The following is a 13417-nucleotide window of genomic DNA, read 5'->3' as shown; positions in this document are numbered from 1 at the left end:
GTATATATGTAAAAAAGAAGCTGCCGCGCGGGCAGTCCCTTTTCCCCAATGTTTATTTTTGCCGGGTCTGCGCGACCAGGCGGCAGTAGGTTTGCAGCCGGCCGACCGTCGCCGCATCCAGCAGGCACTCCAGGCCGTGCGTTGCGAGCCAGCCGCGCATCAGCGCGCATTTTTCCGCCATCTCCTCCTCGTCCGCCAAAAAAACCAGGGGGTTCAGCCAGAAGTTGCACGCGAGTAAAAACATTTCTGCAAGCGCGCCCGGCTGTCCGGTGCGGATGGAACCGTCCGCCATACCCTCGCGGAGCACCGGCTCGATATACCCCTTCGCCACCTCCTGGATTGCCAGGAGCTGCATGCCGAGGAAGCGCGCGTTTTTCCGCATATCCGGCGCAATGATGAACAGCGTATCCTGCGAAGGGTCGTGCACGCTGGCGTCCATCATCCGGCGCAGCTTTTGCAGGCCGGTCGCCGAAGCGTCGCGCAGGATTTCGTCCATCTCCTGCTCTTTGTTAGCATACAGGCGGTCCAGCACCGCCTCGAAAATGTCTTCCTTGGATTTAAAATGGTGGTAGATCGCGCCCTTGGACAGGTTCCCCAGGGCGTCGATGATGTCCTGGATCGTTGTGCGGTCGTACCCCTTTTCCAGGAACAGGCGGAGCGATACATCCAAGATGCGCTGCACCGTTTCTTCCGGATACTTATTGCGCGCCATGCGCCCGCCCCCTTATACATACTTTTAGTATGTATCCAGTATAACAGCGGGCGCGCCCCCTGTCAAGGCATAAAAAGGGCGGGGAAAACCCCCGCCCTTATCCGGCCTAGCCGTTACACGTTTTTAATCTGTACGCGCTTTTGCGTCTCCTGCTCGACCAGGAAGCTTTCCGTATAGCTCTGGTAACCGCTGCAGGTAACGCGCAGCGTATAGCTCTGCCGCTTAATGTTGAATTCCGCCAAGCCGTCCGCGCCGGTCGTCACCGTCTGGCTGCCCAGCGTGACGGTCGCGCCGGAAATTTTGGCGCCCGTCGTGCTTGTAACATAAATTTTGACGTTTTCCAGGATTTCCGCCGTCATTTTGACGGTCTGCCCACTGCTGTTGACCGTGATGGTGCGCGTCAACTTGTTCTGGAACTTGTCGCTCTCCGCGGTTACGGTGTAGGTGCCGCGCTTGACGTAGGCCGTCGCCAGCCCTTCGGAATTGCTCTCGACCTTCTGCGCCGGCGTGCCGCCGTCGACCGCGGAGTCGCCCGTCGGGATGATCTCGACCTTCGCGCCTTCGATCGCGTTGCCCAGGTCGTCCACAACGTTGACCTTGATCGCATAGGTGGTGACGAAATTGACGCGCAGGACGGGATTCTCGCCCTTGCTCATGTTAAAGGTGAAGTCGCAGTAGGCCGCGCCCTTCTCCGCAAAATCGTCGATATTGGACTTGTTCAGGACCACGTCCTTGCCGTCCAGCTTGTACTGCCAGTCCTGCGTCAGCGTCTTGCCGCCCGACGACACGCTCTTGAGCGTCGCGCCGTCGACCGCGGTCAGCTCGACGCGGATATCCTGATAGCCGCCGCTCGAAGAATTTGCGTCAAAATCGACCGAGGTCGGCGCAATCTCGTTCTTCGGGGAGGAGTCCTCGACGGTCAGCGACAGCGTCGGGTTGTTGCCCTTGCTGACGTTAAAGGTGACGGTATAGCTGCCCGTACTTTTCTTTTCGAGCGCGGTGCGCTGCAGCACGACGACGCCCGACGCGGTATTGTAGGTATAGTCCGTGCCGCGCTCCAGCGTGGTGCCGCTAATCTTGATGGAATTGAGCGTCACGCCGCTCGCCAGGGAGAGTGTCACGGTCAGGTTGGCGTACTCCAGCGATTCATGGTATTTGTTAAAGTGCAGTTCGCCTGTATCCACCGAGTTCTTGGCGGAATTGACGACCTTGACCGTAAAGGAGCCCTTGGTGCCGTCCTCAAAGTACACGGTAATGACGTGGTTGCCTTCCTTGAGCTTGGTCGTATAGGTTTTATACAGGCGGAAGCCCTTATCGGTCACACGGTAGTCGGTGCCTTCCTTGAGGTTCTTGTCCTCGCAGACCAGCTTGGTGATCGTCTGCGGGTCGCTGCTGATGGTGAAGTCGGAATAGGAATCCGAGCTACTGGAGTTTGCCGCGTCGACGGTTACCGTCGCCGGCGTCACCGTGACCGCGTTCGAGGAGGAAACTTCCTCGCCCGCGATTTCCGCGCTTACGCCGCTGGCAAGCTCGTAGCTCGACGGCTCGACGGAAAGGGAAACGCCCTTCTTATTGATAACCGCCTTCTGGATCGAGCCGTAGCCCGTCACCGTGATGGCCGCGTCGGCCGTCAGCGTGTTGATGGAAGAGTTGGAGGTGGTGTTCATGGAACAGTCGCCCTGCACCTTGACGTCCCACACCTCGCCGTCCAGCGTGATCGCCGGCTTCTGGTCGCCGGTCACCACGAGGTCGGAGAAGCCGCCCGCGCTCACGTCCAGGCCGCTCTCACGCAGGGCGGCCGCGGACTGGATCTCGGTCTTGCCGATGTTGGTCTCGCCCGTGGCGTTGATGGACAGCACGTTTGAAAGCGGGGTCGAAACCACCATTTCGGGCGCGTCCACGCCGTCGAGCACCACATCGCCGCCGGAAACGACGATCTTGCCCTTCACCTTGACGTCCCGCAGCTCGACCGTGCCGCTCAGCACGCCCTCCGTAATATAGAGGTCGCCGTCGATCTCCGCGTCGGACAGCGTGGCCGGCTCGCAGATCGTCACGTTATCGGTGTCCGAGCGCAGGTCTTTGCCGGTGTAGCTGGCGTCCTTCTGGTCGAGCGACGTGCCCATATAGGCGTACAGGATCTTGGCCATCTGCGCGCGGGTGATCAGCTCCTGCGGCTTAAACGAGCCGTCCGGGTAGCCGACGATATAGCCCTTGTCCACCGCTTCGGCGATATAGCCCGCGCTGTAGCTCTGGATCTTGTTCTTGTCCGTAAAGGTCAGGCTGGAGGCGCTCGCCGTCGGCGTGTACTTGTGCAGGCGGCCGATGATCGTCGCGGCCTGCTCGCGCGTCAGGTTGCCGAGCGGCGCCATCTTGTTATCGCCCATGCCGTTGATATACCCGTGCGCGACCGCGACCTGCACCGGCTCGTAATACCAGGCGCTGGTGTCCGTGACGTCGGAAAAGCTGATATTCGCCTTGTCCGTAAAGTGGAACGCGCGGTTTAAGTAGCGCATGAACTCCGCGCGGGAAATCGCCTGATCCGGCTTATAGGTGCCGTCGGACGAGGCTTTCATGACCCCGAGCTTGCTCATGTACTCGATATAGCTTTTTGACCAGTGGTTCTCGATGTCGCTCGCGGCCAGCGCCATGGGTGACGCGGCCAGCAGCAGGGCGCCTGCGAGGACGCCGGAAAGGAACCTTTTTAAATTCTTCAAAGCATTTCACCTCTTCGGTTAATCTTGATGGTATGCCGTCCTAATCGGGAACGCACCCGGACTATCATAGCAGCAGCGCGCGGCGAATCCCGCCGAAACACGGCGCCCCCGCCGCGCGCGCCGCCCCCCTGCCCGGAGGGGACGCGCATCCGCGGATGCTTTCCGCTATTATACCATTAAACTCCCTTTTTGTGTACCCTTATCCGGCGTTTTTCACAGATCTGTCACAAACATGAAAAGAAGCGCTCAGCGCGAGCGCACATACCGGAGGAACTGCCGCCCCTTGCGGCTGGTGCCGGATAGCGCGGTCACCCGCGCCCGCCCCATGCCGCGCAGCGTGATCCAGTCGCCCTCCCGCACGTCCTTTTCCGCCTTAGCGCACTGCAAAAAATTCAGGAACACCTGCCCTTTTGCGATCTGCTCCTGCGCTTCCGCCCGGGACAGGCCGAACAGTAGCGCCGTGACGCTGTCCAGGCGCATGGATGCGACGCTGCCTTCCTTTTCCTCCCCGCTTTCCTGCGGGATACAGAGGCTGCCCGGCGCAATCTCCTGCACCTCCAGCCGTTTGCGCCCCGCACGGTCAAAATGCAGCAGCAGGAAATCCGCCACCTCGCGCAGGACGATGAGGTCCGCGCCCGTCCCATGCACCAGGATATCCCCGATGCACTCCCGCTTGACCTGCAGCCCCATGAGCGCGCCCAGGTAGTCGCGGTGGGTCAGCGTATCCGCCGGGTGCTTCTGCGCGCGCAGCACGGCAAACGGGCTGTTTTCCGGCGAAAGCGCGTCCTCCGCCGTCATATATTCCGGGTAAAAGACCGCGACGGCGCGCTCCGCATCCGCATAGCCGCCCGTGACCACCATCCCGCCCGTACCGTCCGCTAGCCGGACGGCCTCCGTGACAAGCGTGCGTTCCCGCAGGTCCAGGAAACGGGTATTCGTCTGGTAGGAGCGCGTCCGGCAGGTCTCCAGCTTGTCGAGCGCCTGCGCGAGCAGCACCCTGTCTTCCTCGGCCTGCGCCAGCGCGCGGATAATCTCCGCCTTTGTTTTCAACAGTATCTCCCCTCCTGCCGCCTGCCCCCTAATAAATTTTTTATGGGAAATGCGGCAATACAATTGTACCTTACCGTCAAATCGTTTACAATAATATCTGCATATATGATCTGTAAACTTTGCGGAAAAGGGGTATTGGGGATATGGTACGCGACGAGGTACTGGCCGCGCTGGAGCGCCGGCGCGGGGAATATGTCAGCGGGGAGGCGCTCGCGGAGCAGCTCGGCGTATCGCGCGCCGCCGTGTGGAAGGCGATCGACCGCCTGCGGGCGGACGGCCTGGGCATCGAGGCCGTGCCCGGCGGGGGCTACCGGCTCCAGACGGGCGACGACAGCCTGACGGACGCCGCCGTCCTTGCCGGGCTGCGCACCGAAGCGCTCGGCCGCGAACTGGTCGTGCTGCGCGAGACCGGCTCGACCAATACGCTGATCAAGCGCTCCTACCCGACCGCGAGACACGGCTTCACGGCCATCGCGGAGCAGCAGTCCGCGGGGCGCGGCCGCCTGGGGCGCGCCTTTGCGTCCCCGCCGGGGGGCGGGCTGTACATGAGCGTGCTGCTGCGCCCCAGCCTGCCCCTCTCGCAGCTCAATTACCTGACGATCGCGGCGGCCGTCGCGGTCTGCCGGGCGATCCACGAGACCTGCGGCTTTATGCCCGGCATCAAATGGGTCAACGACGTGCTGATGGAGGGCAAAAAGCTTTGCGGCATCCTGACCGAAGCCTCGATCGAAGGCGAAACGGGTGCTGTGGATTTCGCTGTGCTCGGTATCGGCATCAACCTGCGCCTTGACCCGGGGGCGCTGCCGCCCGAGGTGCGCGGGGTCGCCGGCAGCCTGTCCGATTTCTGCGCTGCGCCGCCGCGCCGCGCCGTGCTGGCCGCCGCCATCCTGAACCATGTCGAGGGCTGCTACCGCCTGCTGTGTACGGACGGCGCCGCAGGCCTGATCAGCCAGTACCGCAGCCTGCTGTGCATGCTCGGCAAAACCGTACGGGTTGTCGGCCCGCACGGCGCCTATACCGCCGAGGCCGTCGACGTAGACGAAGACGGGCACCTGCTCGTCCGGGATGGGGACGGCAAGCTGCATACGCTGTCCTCCGGCGAAATTTCCATCCGCCTATGATTATGACGCCGCGCCGTGGCGTTTGTTCCCATAAGTAAAAGCGCCCGGCCAGCTGGCCGGGCGCTTTTACTTGGGATATCCATATAGTGAGAAAAATAAGGGGTGCTTACTGTTGTGCAGGCGCGGCCGCCGCGGAAACCGCCGGGCGGATCGCATGCTGCAGGGGCTTCCAGATCACGCCCGCGATTGCAAAGTCGACCATGGAATGGATCACCGTGCCCACGCCGACGAGCATAAACACGCCGATGAAGAACCCGCGCTGCGCATAGGCCTCCATATTGCCGCCAAAATAGAACGGCAGCACGATCAGCACCTCGCAGACCGCGTGCAGCACGCCGATCAGCAGGCTGAACGCCTGCGTGCCCAGCTTGAACGGGGCGGACGGCAGCGCCGGGTGCTTCTGGATGTATTTCGCGCCAACAAACGCGAACACGACCTGGCTGAACGCGCGCATGACGACGACAATCGGGAACCCGGCCAGGAAAAAGCCCAGCGTCGCGCCGAGGTTGACCGCAACCGCGACCGTCGGGGAAATAAACATGGCGATAAAGATCGCTACATGGCTTGCCAGCGTGAAGGACGCAGGCTCCAGCTGGATCTTGACTGGGGAAAAGATCGGGATGACGATTGCGACCGCGCACAGCAGGCCGGCCAGTACCAGGCGGTATAGCTTCTGGTTGGCAGTGGTGGTATTCATACTCTTTTACGCTCCTTTTGCATGTCAATAGCCTAGACATGTGTCATGACACCTGTCTAGGCTATTATAGCACGCTTCCTGCAATTGTCAACCGCCCGGCTGAAAAAATTTCACCACGCTAACGTGTAAATAAAATCCCCCTGCGCTGCAGCGCTTCCACGATCCGCCGGAACGCGGCCTCGTCGGCGCACCGGATGCGGTGCAGGTGCACGCCGCCGGTCAGGTCGCACAGCGGGCGCGCGCCGGACTCCCGGATTTTCTCCAAAAACAGGTCGGTATCATACCGCGAAAACACATGGAGTTGCGCGCAGATCTGCCCGTAGACCGAATGCTCGACCGTCACGTCCAGCACCGCGCCGCCCAGGTCGACGACCGTGTACAGTTCTTCCGCCATGCGCCCGTCGCCGTCATGCGCGCAGACGACCGTGCCCTCGTACAGCTCCGGGGATGTGGCGGGCGTTTCCAGCACATAGCCGCGCGGCGTCGCCAGCACGCCCAGGCCGCCCGCGCGCAGCAGCGCGATATCGCCCACCACGACCTGGCGGCTCACCGCGCACTGTTTGGCAATTGCGCTCGCGCTCAGCGGGGCGCCGGCCTCCGCCAATAATTTTGCAATCCATTCGCGCCGTCCGGCAGCGTTCATCCTGCATCACCTCGTATTGCCTACTATAGCAGAAAACGCGTTTGCTGACAAGCAAAAAGGGGACCCGGACGGGTCCCCTTCGCAATTAGTTCATCACATATACGTTCGCGTACTTGACGCCGAGGTCATAGCAGCGGCTATGGCTGTTGACGAAGATATCGATCTTATTGCCCTTGATCGCGCCGCCGACGTCCTCCGCGATAAAGTCGCCGAAGCCCTCGATATACACGCGGCTGCCGATCGGGATTTTTTTCGGGTCTACCGCAATCGTACGGCCTTCCGCCGCGCGCTTGCCGGAGCTTGTGCCGCCGCCCCAGGGGCCGGAACACTGGCTGCACGGGCAATAGAACGTCAGCTTGAAGTTGCCGGCATAGCTGCCGTTGGCCTTGATGACCTCGCCGGCCGTCTTGGCCGTGGAATACTGCACCGCCGCGCCGTAAACCGGGCGGTATACGAGGGACGCCAGGCGCGCTTCCTCCGCCGCCTGCGCCGCCTTGGCCGCTTCCGCCGCCTGCGCAGCTTCCATCTGGTCTGCGCTGCGGGCTACGCCCTGCGCGCTGCCGCCGGTGGTCGGTGCGATCACCGCGACGGCCGCCTGCCCTGCATCGTACGCATACGCAGCCGGGACAATGCCCATGCAGAGGGCGATTGCAACCGCCGCGGCGCACCGGGCAATTTTTTTAGAATGGAAAAACATATAAACTCCTAACTCCGTTGTGAAAAGCTGCCTATTGCAGCGACGGTAACGGCTTTCATGGTGTTACCGTTCTGTTTTCGTATTGTTACCAACTTGTAATCTATCATACACACGGAGCCTGTGTTTGTCAAACGTTTTTTTGAAATTATAGTGCTATGTCACAACTTTTCACACGACATTTTTCGCAGTTTTGTGGTATTATGCCGAATTATTTTGCTGTTTTTACCATTCTGTAACTTTCCGCCGCAGCCAGCCGTCCCGCCTTTGCCGCCAAAAAGCCGCCTACCCCATACCGCAAAACGGAGGCAAACGCACATGCGTAAAACCCGCTTTGCCCCGCATATACTATACCCAAATCCGCGCGCCTTATGGCCAGGCGGGCACGCCGCCGCCCTGCGCATCCTGTCGAACGCTTCCTGCAAATCCGGACTGTACAAAATATTATTTTCATGCTATACTAAAAATGATTTATTTTTTGATGGCCGGTTGATTTGGCTTTTCAGGCTGTTTTTCAGCCTCTTTGTATACGGGAAATGCAAATGGACACCTGGGGGACCGCCCGTCGGTTTCCCTTGGTTTTTTGCCGCCTTTTCCGGCAATGCGGCGCGGCATAGCCGCAGCCGCCCACCCATGACGAAACGCCTGTGCCGCCCGCCTGCTGTGGAGAAGCGGTGCGCCGTCAGGCTATTTTGGTATTTTATTATAATGTACGTTTAAGATGTAAAGGAAAGTGATCAAACCATTATGAAGGAAAAATTGAAGATTGTACCCCTTGGCGGCCTCAATGAGATCGGCAAGAATATGACCGCGATCGAGTGCGGCAACGATATCATCGTCGTCGACTGCGGCCTGGCCTTCCCGGACGACGATATGCTCGGCGTAGACCTCGTCATCCCGGACGTGACCTATTTGAAGCGCCACCGCAGCAAGGTGCGCGCATTCGTCATCACGCACGGCCATGAGGACCATATCGGCGCGCTGCCCTACGTGCTGCGCGAGGTAAACGTCCCGGTCTACGCCACGCGCCTGACCTGCGGCATCATTGAGCACAAGCTGACCGAGCACCGTCTGCTTGACAAGGTCAAGCTGATGCGCGTCAAGGCCGGCGACCAGATCAAGCTGGGCTGCTTCGGCGTGGAGTTCATCCACACGAACCACTCAATCGCCGACTCGGTCGCGCTCGCCATCACCACCCCGCTGGGCGTCCTGATCCACACGGGCGACTTCAAGGTCGACCTGACGCCGGTTTCGGGCGAGATGATCGACCTGGCGCGCTTCGGCGAGCTGGGCAAGGCCGGCGTGCTGGCGCTGATGAGCGATTCGACAAATGTCGAGCGCCCGGGCTACACCCCGAGCGAGCAGACGGTCGGCAAGTCCCTGGAGAACTACTTTAAGGACTGCGACCAGCGCATCATCGTCGCGACGTTCGCCTCGAACATCTACCGCATCCAGCAGGTACTGGATATCGCGGCGCGGCACGGGCGCAAGGTGGCGATCTGCGGGCGCAGCATGGAGAACATCTCCGGCGTCGCCATGGAGCTGGGGTATTTGAGCGACCGGAAGAATGTGCTCATTGAGCTCAATACGATCAACCGCTACCCGCGCAACAAGATCGTCATCATCTCCACCGGCTCCCAGGGCGAGACCATGTCCGCCCTCTACCGCATGGCCTTCTCCGCACACAAGCAGGTCGAGGTCGTGCCGGGCGACCGCATCCTGATCGCGGCTTCCGCCATCCCAGGCAACGAAAAGTCGGTCTACAACATGATCAACGAACTGTCCAAAAAGGGCGCGGAGGTCATTTACGACCGCAACGCCGCGATCCACGTTTCCGGCCATGCCTGCCAGGAGGAGCAGAAGCTGATGCTCGCGCTCTGCAAGCCCAAGTATTTCATCCCCGTGCACGGCGAGCATCGCCACCTGCAGATCCACGCGAAGCTGGCGGAGGGCATGGGCGTCAACCCGAAAAACATCCTGATCTCCGAGATCGGCCGCCCCATTGAAATCACCGAAAAATCCGCCCGCCTGGCAAACCCCGTCCCGGCGGGGCGCGTCCTGGTGGACGGCCTCGGCATCGGCGACGTCGGCACCGCAGTGCTGCGCGACCGCAAGCACTTGGCGGAGGACGGCCTCCTGGTCGTCGTCGTGACGATGGACCGCGAGACCGGCGTCGTGATCGCCGGCCCGGACATCGTGTCCCGCGGCTTTATCTATGTCAAGGAAGCCGACGACCTGATGGAGCAGCTCCGCAAGGTCTCCCAGAAGGCGCTTGATAAATGCCTGGACGACAAGATCCGCGACTGGAGCGGCATCAAGACCCAGATCAAGAACGAGCTGAACGAGTATCTTTATAAGAAGACGCAGCGCAGCCCGATGATCCTGCCGGTCATCATGGAAATCTAACCTGCCCGACCAGGGCAGCAAAACGCCGCGCGGCCTGTGCCGCGCGGCGTTTCATTTGAGGAAGGGGGACACACCATGCCCGGAAGGCCTTTGCCGCAGCCCGGCGAACTGTACCGCCATTTTAAGGGCAGGCTGTACCAGGTCGTCGCGCTGGCCGAACATTCCGAAACGCGCGAAACGCTCGTCATCTATCAGGCGCTGTACGGCGATTACCGCTGTTATGCGCGCCCGCTGCCGATGTTCCTGGGTGAAACCGACCGCAGCAAGTACCCGGACGCCGCGCAGCAGTGGCGGTTCGAGCGCGTCCGCCGCGGCAGCCTGGCCTGACGCCGCGCCGCAGCCATGCCAAAAGGGGGCGCTTCCCACAGTGGGAAGCGCCCCTTTTTTACCGCCTTATACCATATAATAGATGATGTCCGCTTCGCCGTCCGCGTTATAGGAGACGGCGGCCGCGCGGTACTGCTGCCCCGTGCTGCGCAGCCCCTCCAGGATGCTGTACGGCTGCGTCTGGATGGCAACGCATGTTTCCGCCACGGGAACCTGTACGCCGTCTACGAACAGTGTGCCGTTTTCATAGCGTACCTGGCTTTCCACCGGCGCCGCGCTGTCCAGCTCGACCTCATGCCCGCTGCCGGAGCGGCGGAACGAGGTATAAGCGACCAGCCCCTCATAGTCCTTGGCGCCGTCGTAATTCGTAATGGTCACGCCGCTGTACACTTGGTCGCCGATACACAGGTTGATGCGTTCCGGGTGTGCCTTATAATGTACGCCGTCGTCCGTCTGCTGGAGCATCCGCACGCGGTACAGCATGACGGCCATTTCCGCGCGGCTGACATTGCCCGCCGGGCGCAGGCCATCCTCATCGCCGCTGACGACGCCTGCGCGGACGAGCGCGCCCGCCGCCTCCTGCGCATAGCCCGACACCCGCGCGGCGTCCGTAAACCCGCCGAGGCTGCCGGGCGCCAGCGTCATCCCGGCGCGGCTGACGGTGCGCGCGAGCAGCACCATCGCGTCCTCGCGCGTGATCGGCGCATCGGGCAGGAACTTCCCGCCGTCGCCGCTCGCGATGCCCAGGTTCTTCGCCGCCAGCACCGCGTCCGCATAGTACGCGCCCGCCGGCACGTCGGGGAAGTTCTGCCCTGTCCGGTACTCGCTCATATCATACGCGCGGTACAGCATCAGCACGAAATCCGCGCGGCTGATCGGCGCGTCAGGCTCAAACAGGTAATTGTCCGTGCCCCGGACGACGTCCGCCGCGGCCAGGTAATCGACCGCCTGCACCGCCCAGGGGTAGCTTTCGTCCACATCGTAAAAGTAGACCGACCGGTTGGAAATATAAGCATACTGCGGCGGCACAGGCTCCCCTTCCCCTTCCGGCTTGTCGGCGGCGAACGCCACATAGGAAACCGACAGCATTGCCGCCAGCAACATGCCGACCAGTAAAAAAGTTGATTTTTTATGTCTCTGCATTGACTTTTCACCTCTGATTGGTCCTTAAATTTGCATATACACTTCGCATTTAAGTATTATATCACAGGCTGTCAAGTCCATGCAAAAAAAGCGTGTCGGATCGCGCCGCGGTCAGCCGTTTTGCTGCTCGCTGCGGTACCAGAAAAAGCTCATCACGCTAGGCAGCAGCACCGCCGCACAGGCCGCGCCGATCAGCACCGCAAACCGCGGCACGGGCGGGAGGAAACAGCCCAGCAGCCCCAGGACGCCCGCCGCAAACAGCAGGCGGCCGCCCATCCGGTGCGTGCGCACCCACACGGCCTCGCTCGAGATCGTCCAGGGGTTTTTAATGCCGAAGAACCAGTTCGGGCGGAATTTTGGCATCATGTTCCCGAGTATGATGAAGAGCAGGCTGACCAGCGCGCACACGACGACGCCCACGTCCACCAGGCCCGGCCGCAGCCCCTCCGCCAGCACGATCCCGGTCATCACGGCCAGGAACAGCATCATGACGAGCTGGAACACCAGATAGGAGCCCATGAACTTGTCATAGCTGCGCCGCCGCGGGTCGATCTTGGGCAGCAGCGGGAACAGCACGGCAAGCAGCGGCGCCATGCCCGCTATCAGCCAAAGCTGCCATTTTTCCCCATAGGACACCACGCCGGACAGCCCCCAGTGCATCGGCACCTGTGCCGGCAGGCTGCCGTAGCACAGCGCGACCGCCAGCACCGGCACGGCCGCGAGAACCCAGACCGCAATTTGCATCCTACTTAATTTTTTCATCCTTGCCCTCTCCCTTCAGCCCGGTCATCCAACCGATAATCTCATCGACGACCGACATGTTCAGTTCATAATAGATGTACTTCCCGCGTTTTTCATCGAGGACCAGCCCGGCCTCCCGCAAAATGGATAAATGGTGCGAGACCGTCGCGCCGGACACGTTGAACTTCGCCGCGATATCGCCCGCCGCCATCGAGCCGCGCTGCAACAGATGCAGGATGTCCCGCCGGATCGGGTCGGACAGCGCCTTAAAGCTCTGCTGAAACCCCATGTACCCACCTCATTTCGATCTTTATCTAAATGTAGGATACAACAACCCACAGGGATTGTCAAGAACATTTTGATCATTGTCTAAATATACTAGAAAAAATAAAAAGCCCGCCGTCCCCCGGCAGGCTTCCCATTACTGTATGTGCTGATTACGCCATTGCGTTCAGCTTTAAGGTCAGTGCGCTCTTCTTGTTGGCAGCGTTGTTCTTGTGCATGATGTGCTTTGCAGCCGCCTGGTCAACAGCCTTGACCGCAACCTTATAAGCCGCCTCCGCCGCCTGCTTGTCGCCGCTGGCAACAGCCGCGTCGTACTTCTTCAGGATGGTCTTCAGCGCAGACTTTACGACCTGATTCTGCATATTCTTAACCTTGGTCACTTTTACGCGCTTCTTGGCAGATTTAATATTCGGCATTCCGATCCACCTCCTTTGGCTCTATTCGTCAGTGCTTTTTATTTTACCATCCTCCCCGGAAAAAAGCAAGCCTTTTTTTCGTACTTTTCCGTATAGGGCGGATATTTCTCCGCAACCTACCCTTATATATGATGATAAAGGAGCGAATTTGCATGGCATTCCGCACCGACCTCGCCATGGAGGCGCTTGAACTGACCGAGCGCGGCGGGCAGGAGCTGTCCGGGCTGCAGGGCGTACACCGCAGGGTTTCCGACACGGAGGGCTTTGAAGTAACGGAAATCGAAATTTCGAGCGAGGAGGGCGCGCGCGCCGTCGGCAAGCCGTGCGGCAATTACGTCACGCTTGGCCTGGGCGCGCTGATCCGCCGCGAGAACGACGCCTTCCCGCGCGCGTGCACCGCGCTGTCCGGCCTGCTGGCAAAGCTGCTGCCGCAGGCGCCGGAGGGGCCCGCGCTCGTCGTCGGCCTGG

General features: G+C 60.9%; 14 protein-coding genes and 1 pseudogene. 5 read left to right on the top strand and 10 right to left on the bottom strand.

Annotated elements, in window-relative coordinates; all coding sequences use genetic code 11:
- Nucleotides 1-52: 52 nt before the first annotated feature.
- The 3 genes from CZ203_RS13590 to CZ203_RS13580 form a co-directional block, all read right to left on the bottom strand.
- Complete coding sequence (locus CZ203_RS13590; protein WP_087066645.1) at nucleotides 53-712, bottom strand: TetR/AcrR family transcriptional regulator; 660 nt, start codon at nucleotides 710-712, stop codon at nucleotides 53-55.
- A 113-nt stretch (nucleotides 713-825) separates the two neighbouring features.
- Complete coding sequence (locus CZ203_RS13585; protein WP_087066643.1) at nucleotides 826-3426, bottom strand: S-layer homology domain-containing protein; 2601 nt, start codon at nucleotides 3424-3426, stop codon at nucleotides 826-828.
- 246 nt (nucleotides 3427-3672) lie between these two features.
- Nucleotides 3673-4476: a YlmH family RNA-binding protein gene (locus tag CZ203_RS13580; RefSeq protein WP_087066641.1), complete on the bottom strand. Its 804-nt coding sequence runs from the start codon at nucleotides 4474-4476 to the stop codon at nucleotides 3673-3675.
- 143 nt (nucleotides 4477-4619) lie between these two features.
- On the opposite strand from CZ203_RS13580, the gene CZ203_RS13575 reads away from it, so the two are divergent.
- Nucleotides 4620-5597 carry a biotin--[acetyl-CoA-carboxylase] ligase gene (locus tag CZ203_RS13575; protein ID WP_087066637.1) on the top strand — a complete coding sequence of 326 codons (978 nt, stop codon included), beginning with the start codon at nucleotides 4620-4622 and terminating at the stop codon, nucleotides 5595-5597.
- A gap of 106 nt (nucleotides 5598-5703) precedes the next feature.
- Here the strand turns inward: CZ203_RS13575 and CZ203_RS13570 are convergent, their stop codons facing one another.
- The 3 genes from CZ203_RS13570 to CZ203_RS13560 all read right to left on the bottom strand — a co-directional run bounded on the left by CZ203_RS13570 (nucleotide 5704) and on the right by CZ203_RS13560 (nucleotide 7634).
- Nucleotides 5704-6294, bottom strand: coding sequence for a hypothetical protein (locus tag CZ203_RS13570; protein WP_087066635.1), 591 nt, complete (start codon nucleotides 6292-6294; stop codon nucleotides 5704-5706).
- A 118-nt stretch (nucleotides 6295-6412) separates the two neighbouring features.
- Nucleotides 6413-6937 (bottom strand): transcription repressor NadR, encoded by a 525-nt coding sequence (locus CZ203_RS13565; protein ID WP_087066633.1) that lies wholly within the window; start codon nucleotides 6935-6937, stop codon nucleotides 6413-6415.
- 85 nt (nucleotides 6938-7022) lie between these two features.
- The gene (locus CZ203_RS13560; RefSeq protein ID WP_087066631.1) at nucleotides 7023-7634 is read right to left on the bottom strand and encodes a 3D domain-containing protein; all 612 of its coding nucleotides are present in this window, start codon (nucleotides 7632-7634) and stop codon (nucleotides 7023-7025) included.
- Between the two features lie 315 nt (nucleotides 7635-7949).
- On the opposite strand from CZ203_RS13560, the gene CZ203_RS14320 reads away from it, so the two are divergent.
- From CZ203_RS14320 to CZ203_RS13550, 3 genes are all read left to right on the top strand, one after another.
- A complete protein-coding gene (locus tag CZ203_RS14320) occupies nucleotides 7950-8351 on the top strand; it encodes a hypothetical protein (protein ID WP_143436228.1) in 402 nt (133 codons plus the stop codon).
- Nucleotides 8352-8378: 27 nt separating this feature from the next.
- The gene (locus CZ203_RS13555) at nucleotides 8379-10037 is read left to right on the top strand and encodes a ribonuclease J (protein WP_087066630.1); all 1659 of its coding nucleotides are present in this window, start codon (nucleotides 8379-8381) and stop codon (nucleotides 10035-10037) included.
- 75 nt (nucleotides 10038-10112) lie between these two features.
- The gene (locus tag CZ203_RS13550) at nucleotides 10113-10364 is read left to right on the top strand and encodes a DUF1653 domain-containing protein (RefSeq protein ID WP_087066629.1); all 252 of its coding nucleotides are present in this window, start codon (nucleotides 10113-10115) and stop codon (nucleotides 10362-10364) included.
- Between the two features lie 66 nt (nucleotides 10365-10430).
- On the opposite strand, the gene CZ203_RS13545 is transcribed toward CZ203_RS13550, so the two are convergent.
- From CZ203_RS13545 to rpsT, 4 genes are all read right to left on the bottom strand, one after another.
- Nucleotides 10431-11507, bottom strand: coding sequence for an S-layer homology domain-containing protein (locus CZ203_RS13545; protein WP_087066628.1), 1077 nt, complete (start codon nucleotides 11505-11507; stop codon nucleotides 10431-10433).
- A gap of 111 nt (nucleotides 11508-11618) precedes the next feature.
- On the bottom strand, nucleotides 11619-12269 hold the full coding sequence (locus CZ203_RS13540) for an SdpI family protein (RefSeq protein ID WP_087066627.1): 651 nt from the start codon (nucleotides 12267-12269) through the stop codon (nucleotides 11619-11621).
- Nucleotides 12253-12537, bottom strand: coding sequence for an autorepressor SdpR family transcription factor (locus CZ203_RS13535; protein ID WP_087066626.1), 285 nt, complete (start codon nucleotides 12535-12537; stop codon nucleotides 12253-12255). Before CZ203_RS13535 ends, CZ203_RS13540 begins: the two co-directional genes overlap by 17 nt.
- Nucleotides 12538-12685: 148 nt before the next feature.
- Nucleotides 12686-12949 (bottom strand): 30S ribosomal protein S20, encoded by a 264-nt coding sequence (rpsT, locus tag CZ203_RS13530; protein ID WP_087066625.1) that lies wholly within the window; start codon nucleotides 12947-12949, stop codon nucleotides 12686-12688.
- 152 nt (nucleotides 12950-13101) lie between these two features.
- On the opposite strand from rpsT, the pseudogene CZ203_RS14820 reads away from it, so the two are divergent.
- Nucleotides 13102-13417, top strand: a pseudogene (locus CZ203_RS14820) (GPR endopeptidase); the annotation flags it as partial.

The organism is Intestinibacillus massiliensis, from assembly GCF_900155735.1.
Taxonomy (GTDB): Bacteria; Bacillota; Clostridia; order Oscillospirales; family Butyricicoccaceae; genus Intestinibacillus; species Intestinibacillus massiliensis.
The sequence above is the reverse complement of the archived record's forward strand: the minus strand, read 5'-3'. Positions and strand labels throughout refer to the sequence as shown.

Excerpts from the sequence above, each read along its gene's own strand:
- CZ203_RS13590 (WP_087066645.1), bottom strand. The coding sequence starts at position 712 with ATGGCGCGCAATAAGTATCCGGAAGAAACGGTGCAGCGCATCTTGGAT.
- CZ203_RS13575 (WP_087066637.1), top strand. The coding sequence starts at position 4,620 with ATGGTACGCGACGAGGTACTGGCCGCGCTGGAGCGCCGGCGCGGGGAA.
- CZ203_RS13570 (WP_087066635.1), bottom strand. The coding sequence starts at position 6,294 with ATGAATACCACCACTGCCAACCAGAAGCTATACCGCCTGGTACTGGCC.
- CZ203_RS13565 (WP_087066633.1), bottom strand. The coding sequence starts at position 6,937 with ATGAACGCTGCCGGACGGCGCGAATGGATTGCAAAATTATTGGCGGAG.
- CZ203_RS13560 (WP_087066631.1), bottom strand. The coding sequence starts at position 7,634 with ATGTTTTTCCATTCTAAAAAAATTGCCCGGTGCGCCGCGGCGGTTGCA.
- CZ203_RS14320 (WP_143436228.1), top strand. The coding sequence starts at position 7,950 with ATGCGTAAAACCCGCTTTGCCCCGCATATACTATACCCAAATCCGCGC.
- CZ203_RS13555 (WP_087066630.1), top strand. The coding sequence starts at position 8,379 with ATGAAGGAAAAATTGAAGATTGTACCCCTTGGCGGCCTCAATGAGATC.
- CZ203_RS13550 (WP_087066629.1), top strand. The coding sequence starts at position 10,113 with ATGCCCGGAAGGCCTTTGCCGCAGCCCGGCGAACTGTACCGCCATTTT.
- CZ203_RS13545 (WP_087066628.1), bottom strand. The coding sequence starts at position 11,507 with ATGCAGAGACATAAAAAATCAACTTTTTTACTGGTCGGCATGTTGCTG.
- CZ203_RS13540 (WP_087066627.1), bottom strand. The coding sequence starts at position 12,269 with ATGAAAAAATTAAGTAGGATGCAAATTGCGGTCTGGGTTCTCGCGGCC.
- CZ203_RS13535 (WP_087066626.1), bottom strand. The coding sequence starts at position 12,537 with ATGGGGTTTCAGCAGAGCTTTAAGGCGCTGTCCGACCCGATCCGGCGG.
- rpsT (WP_087066625.1), bottom strand. The coding sequence starts at position 12,949 with ATGCCGAATATTAAATCTGCCAAGAAGCGCGTAAAAGTGACCAAGGTT.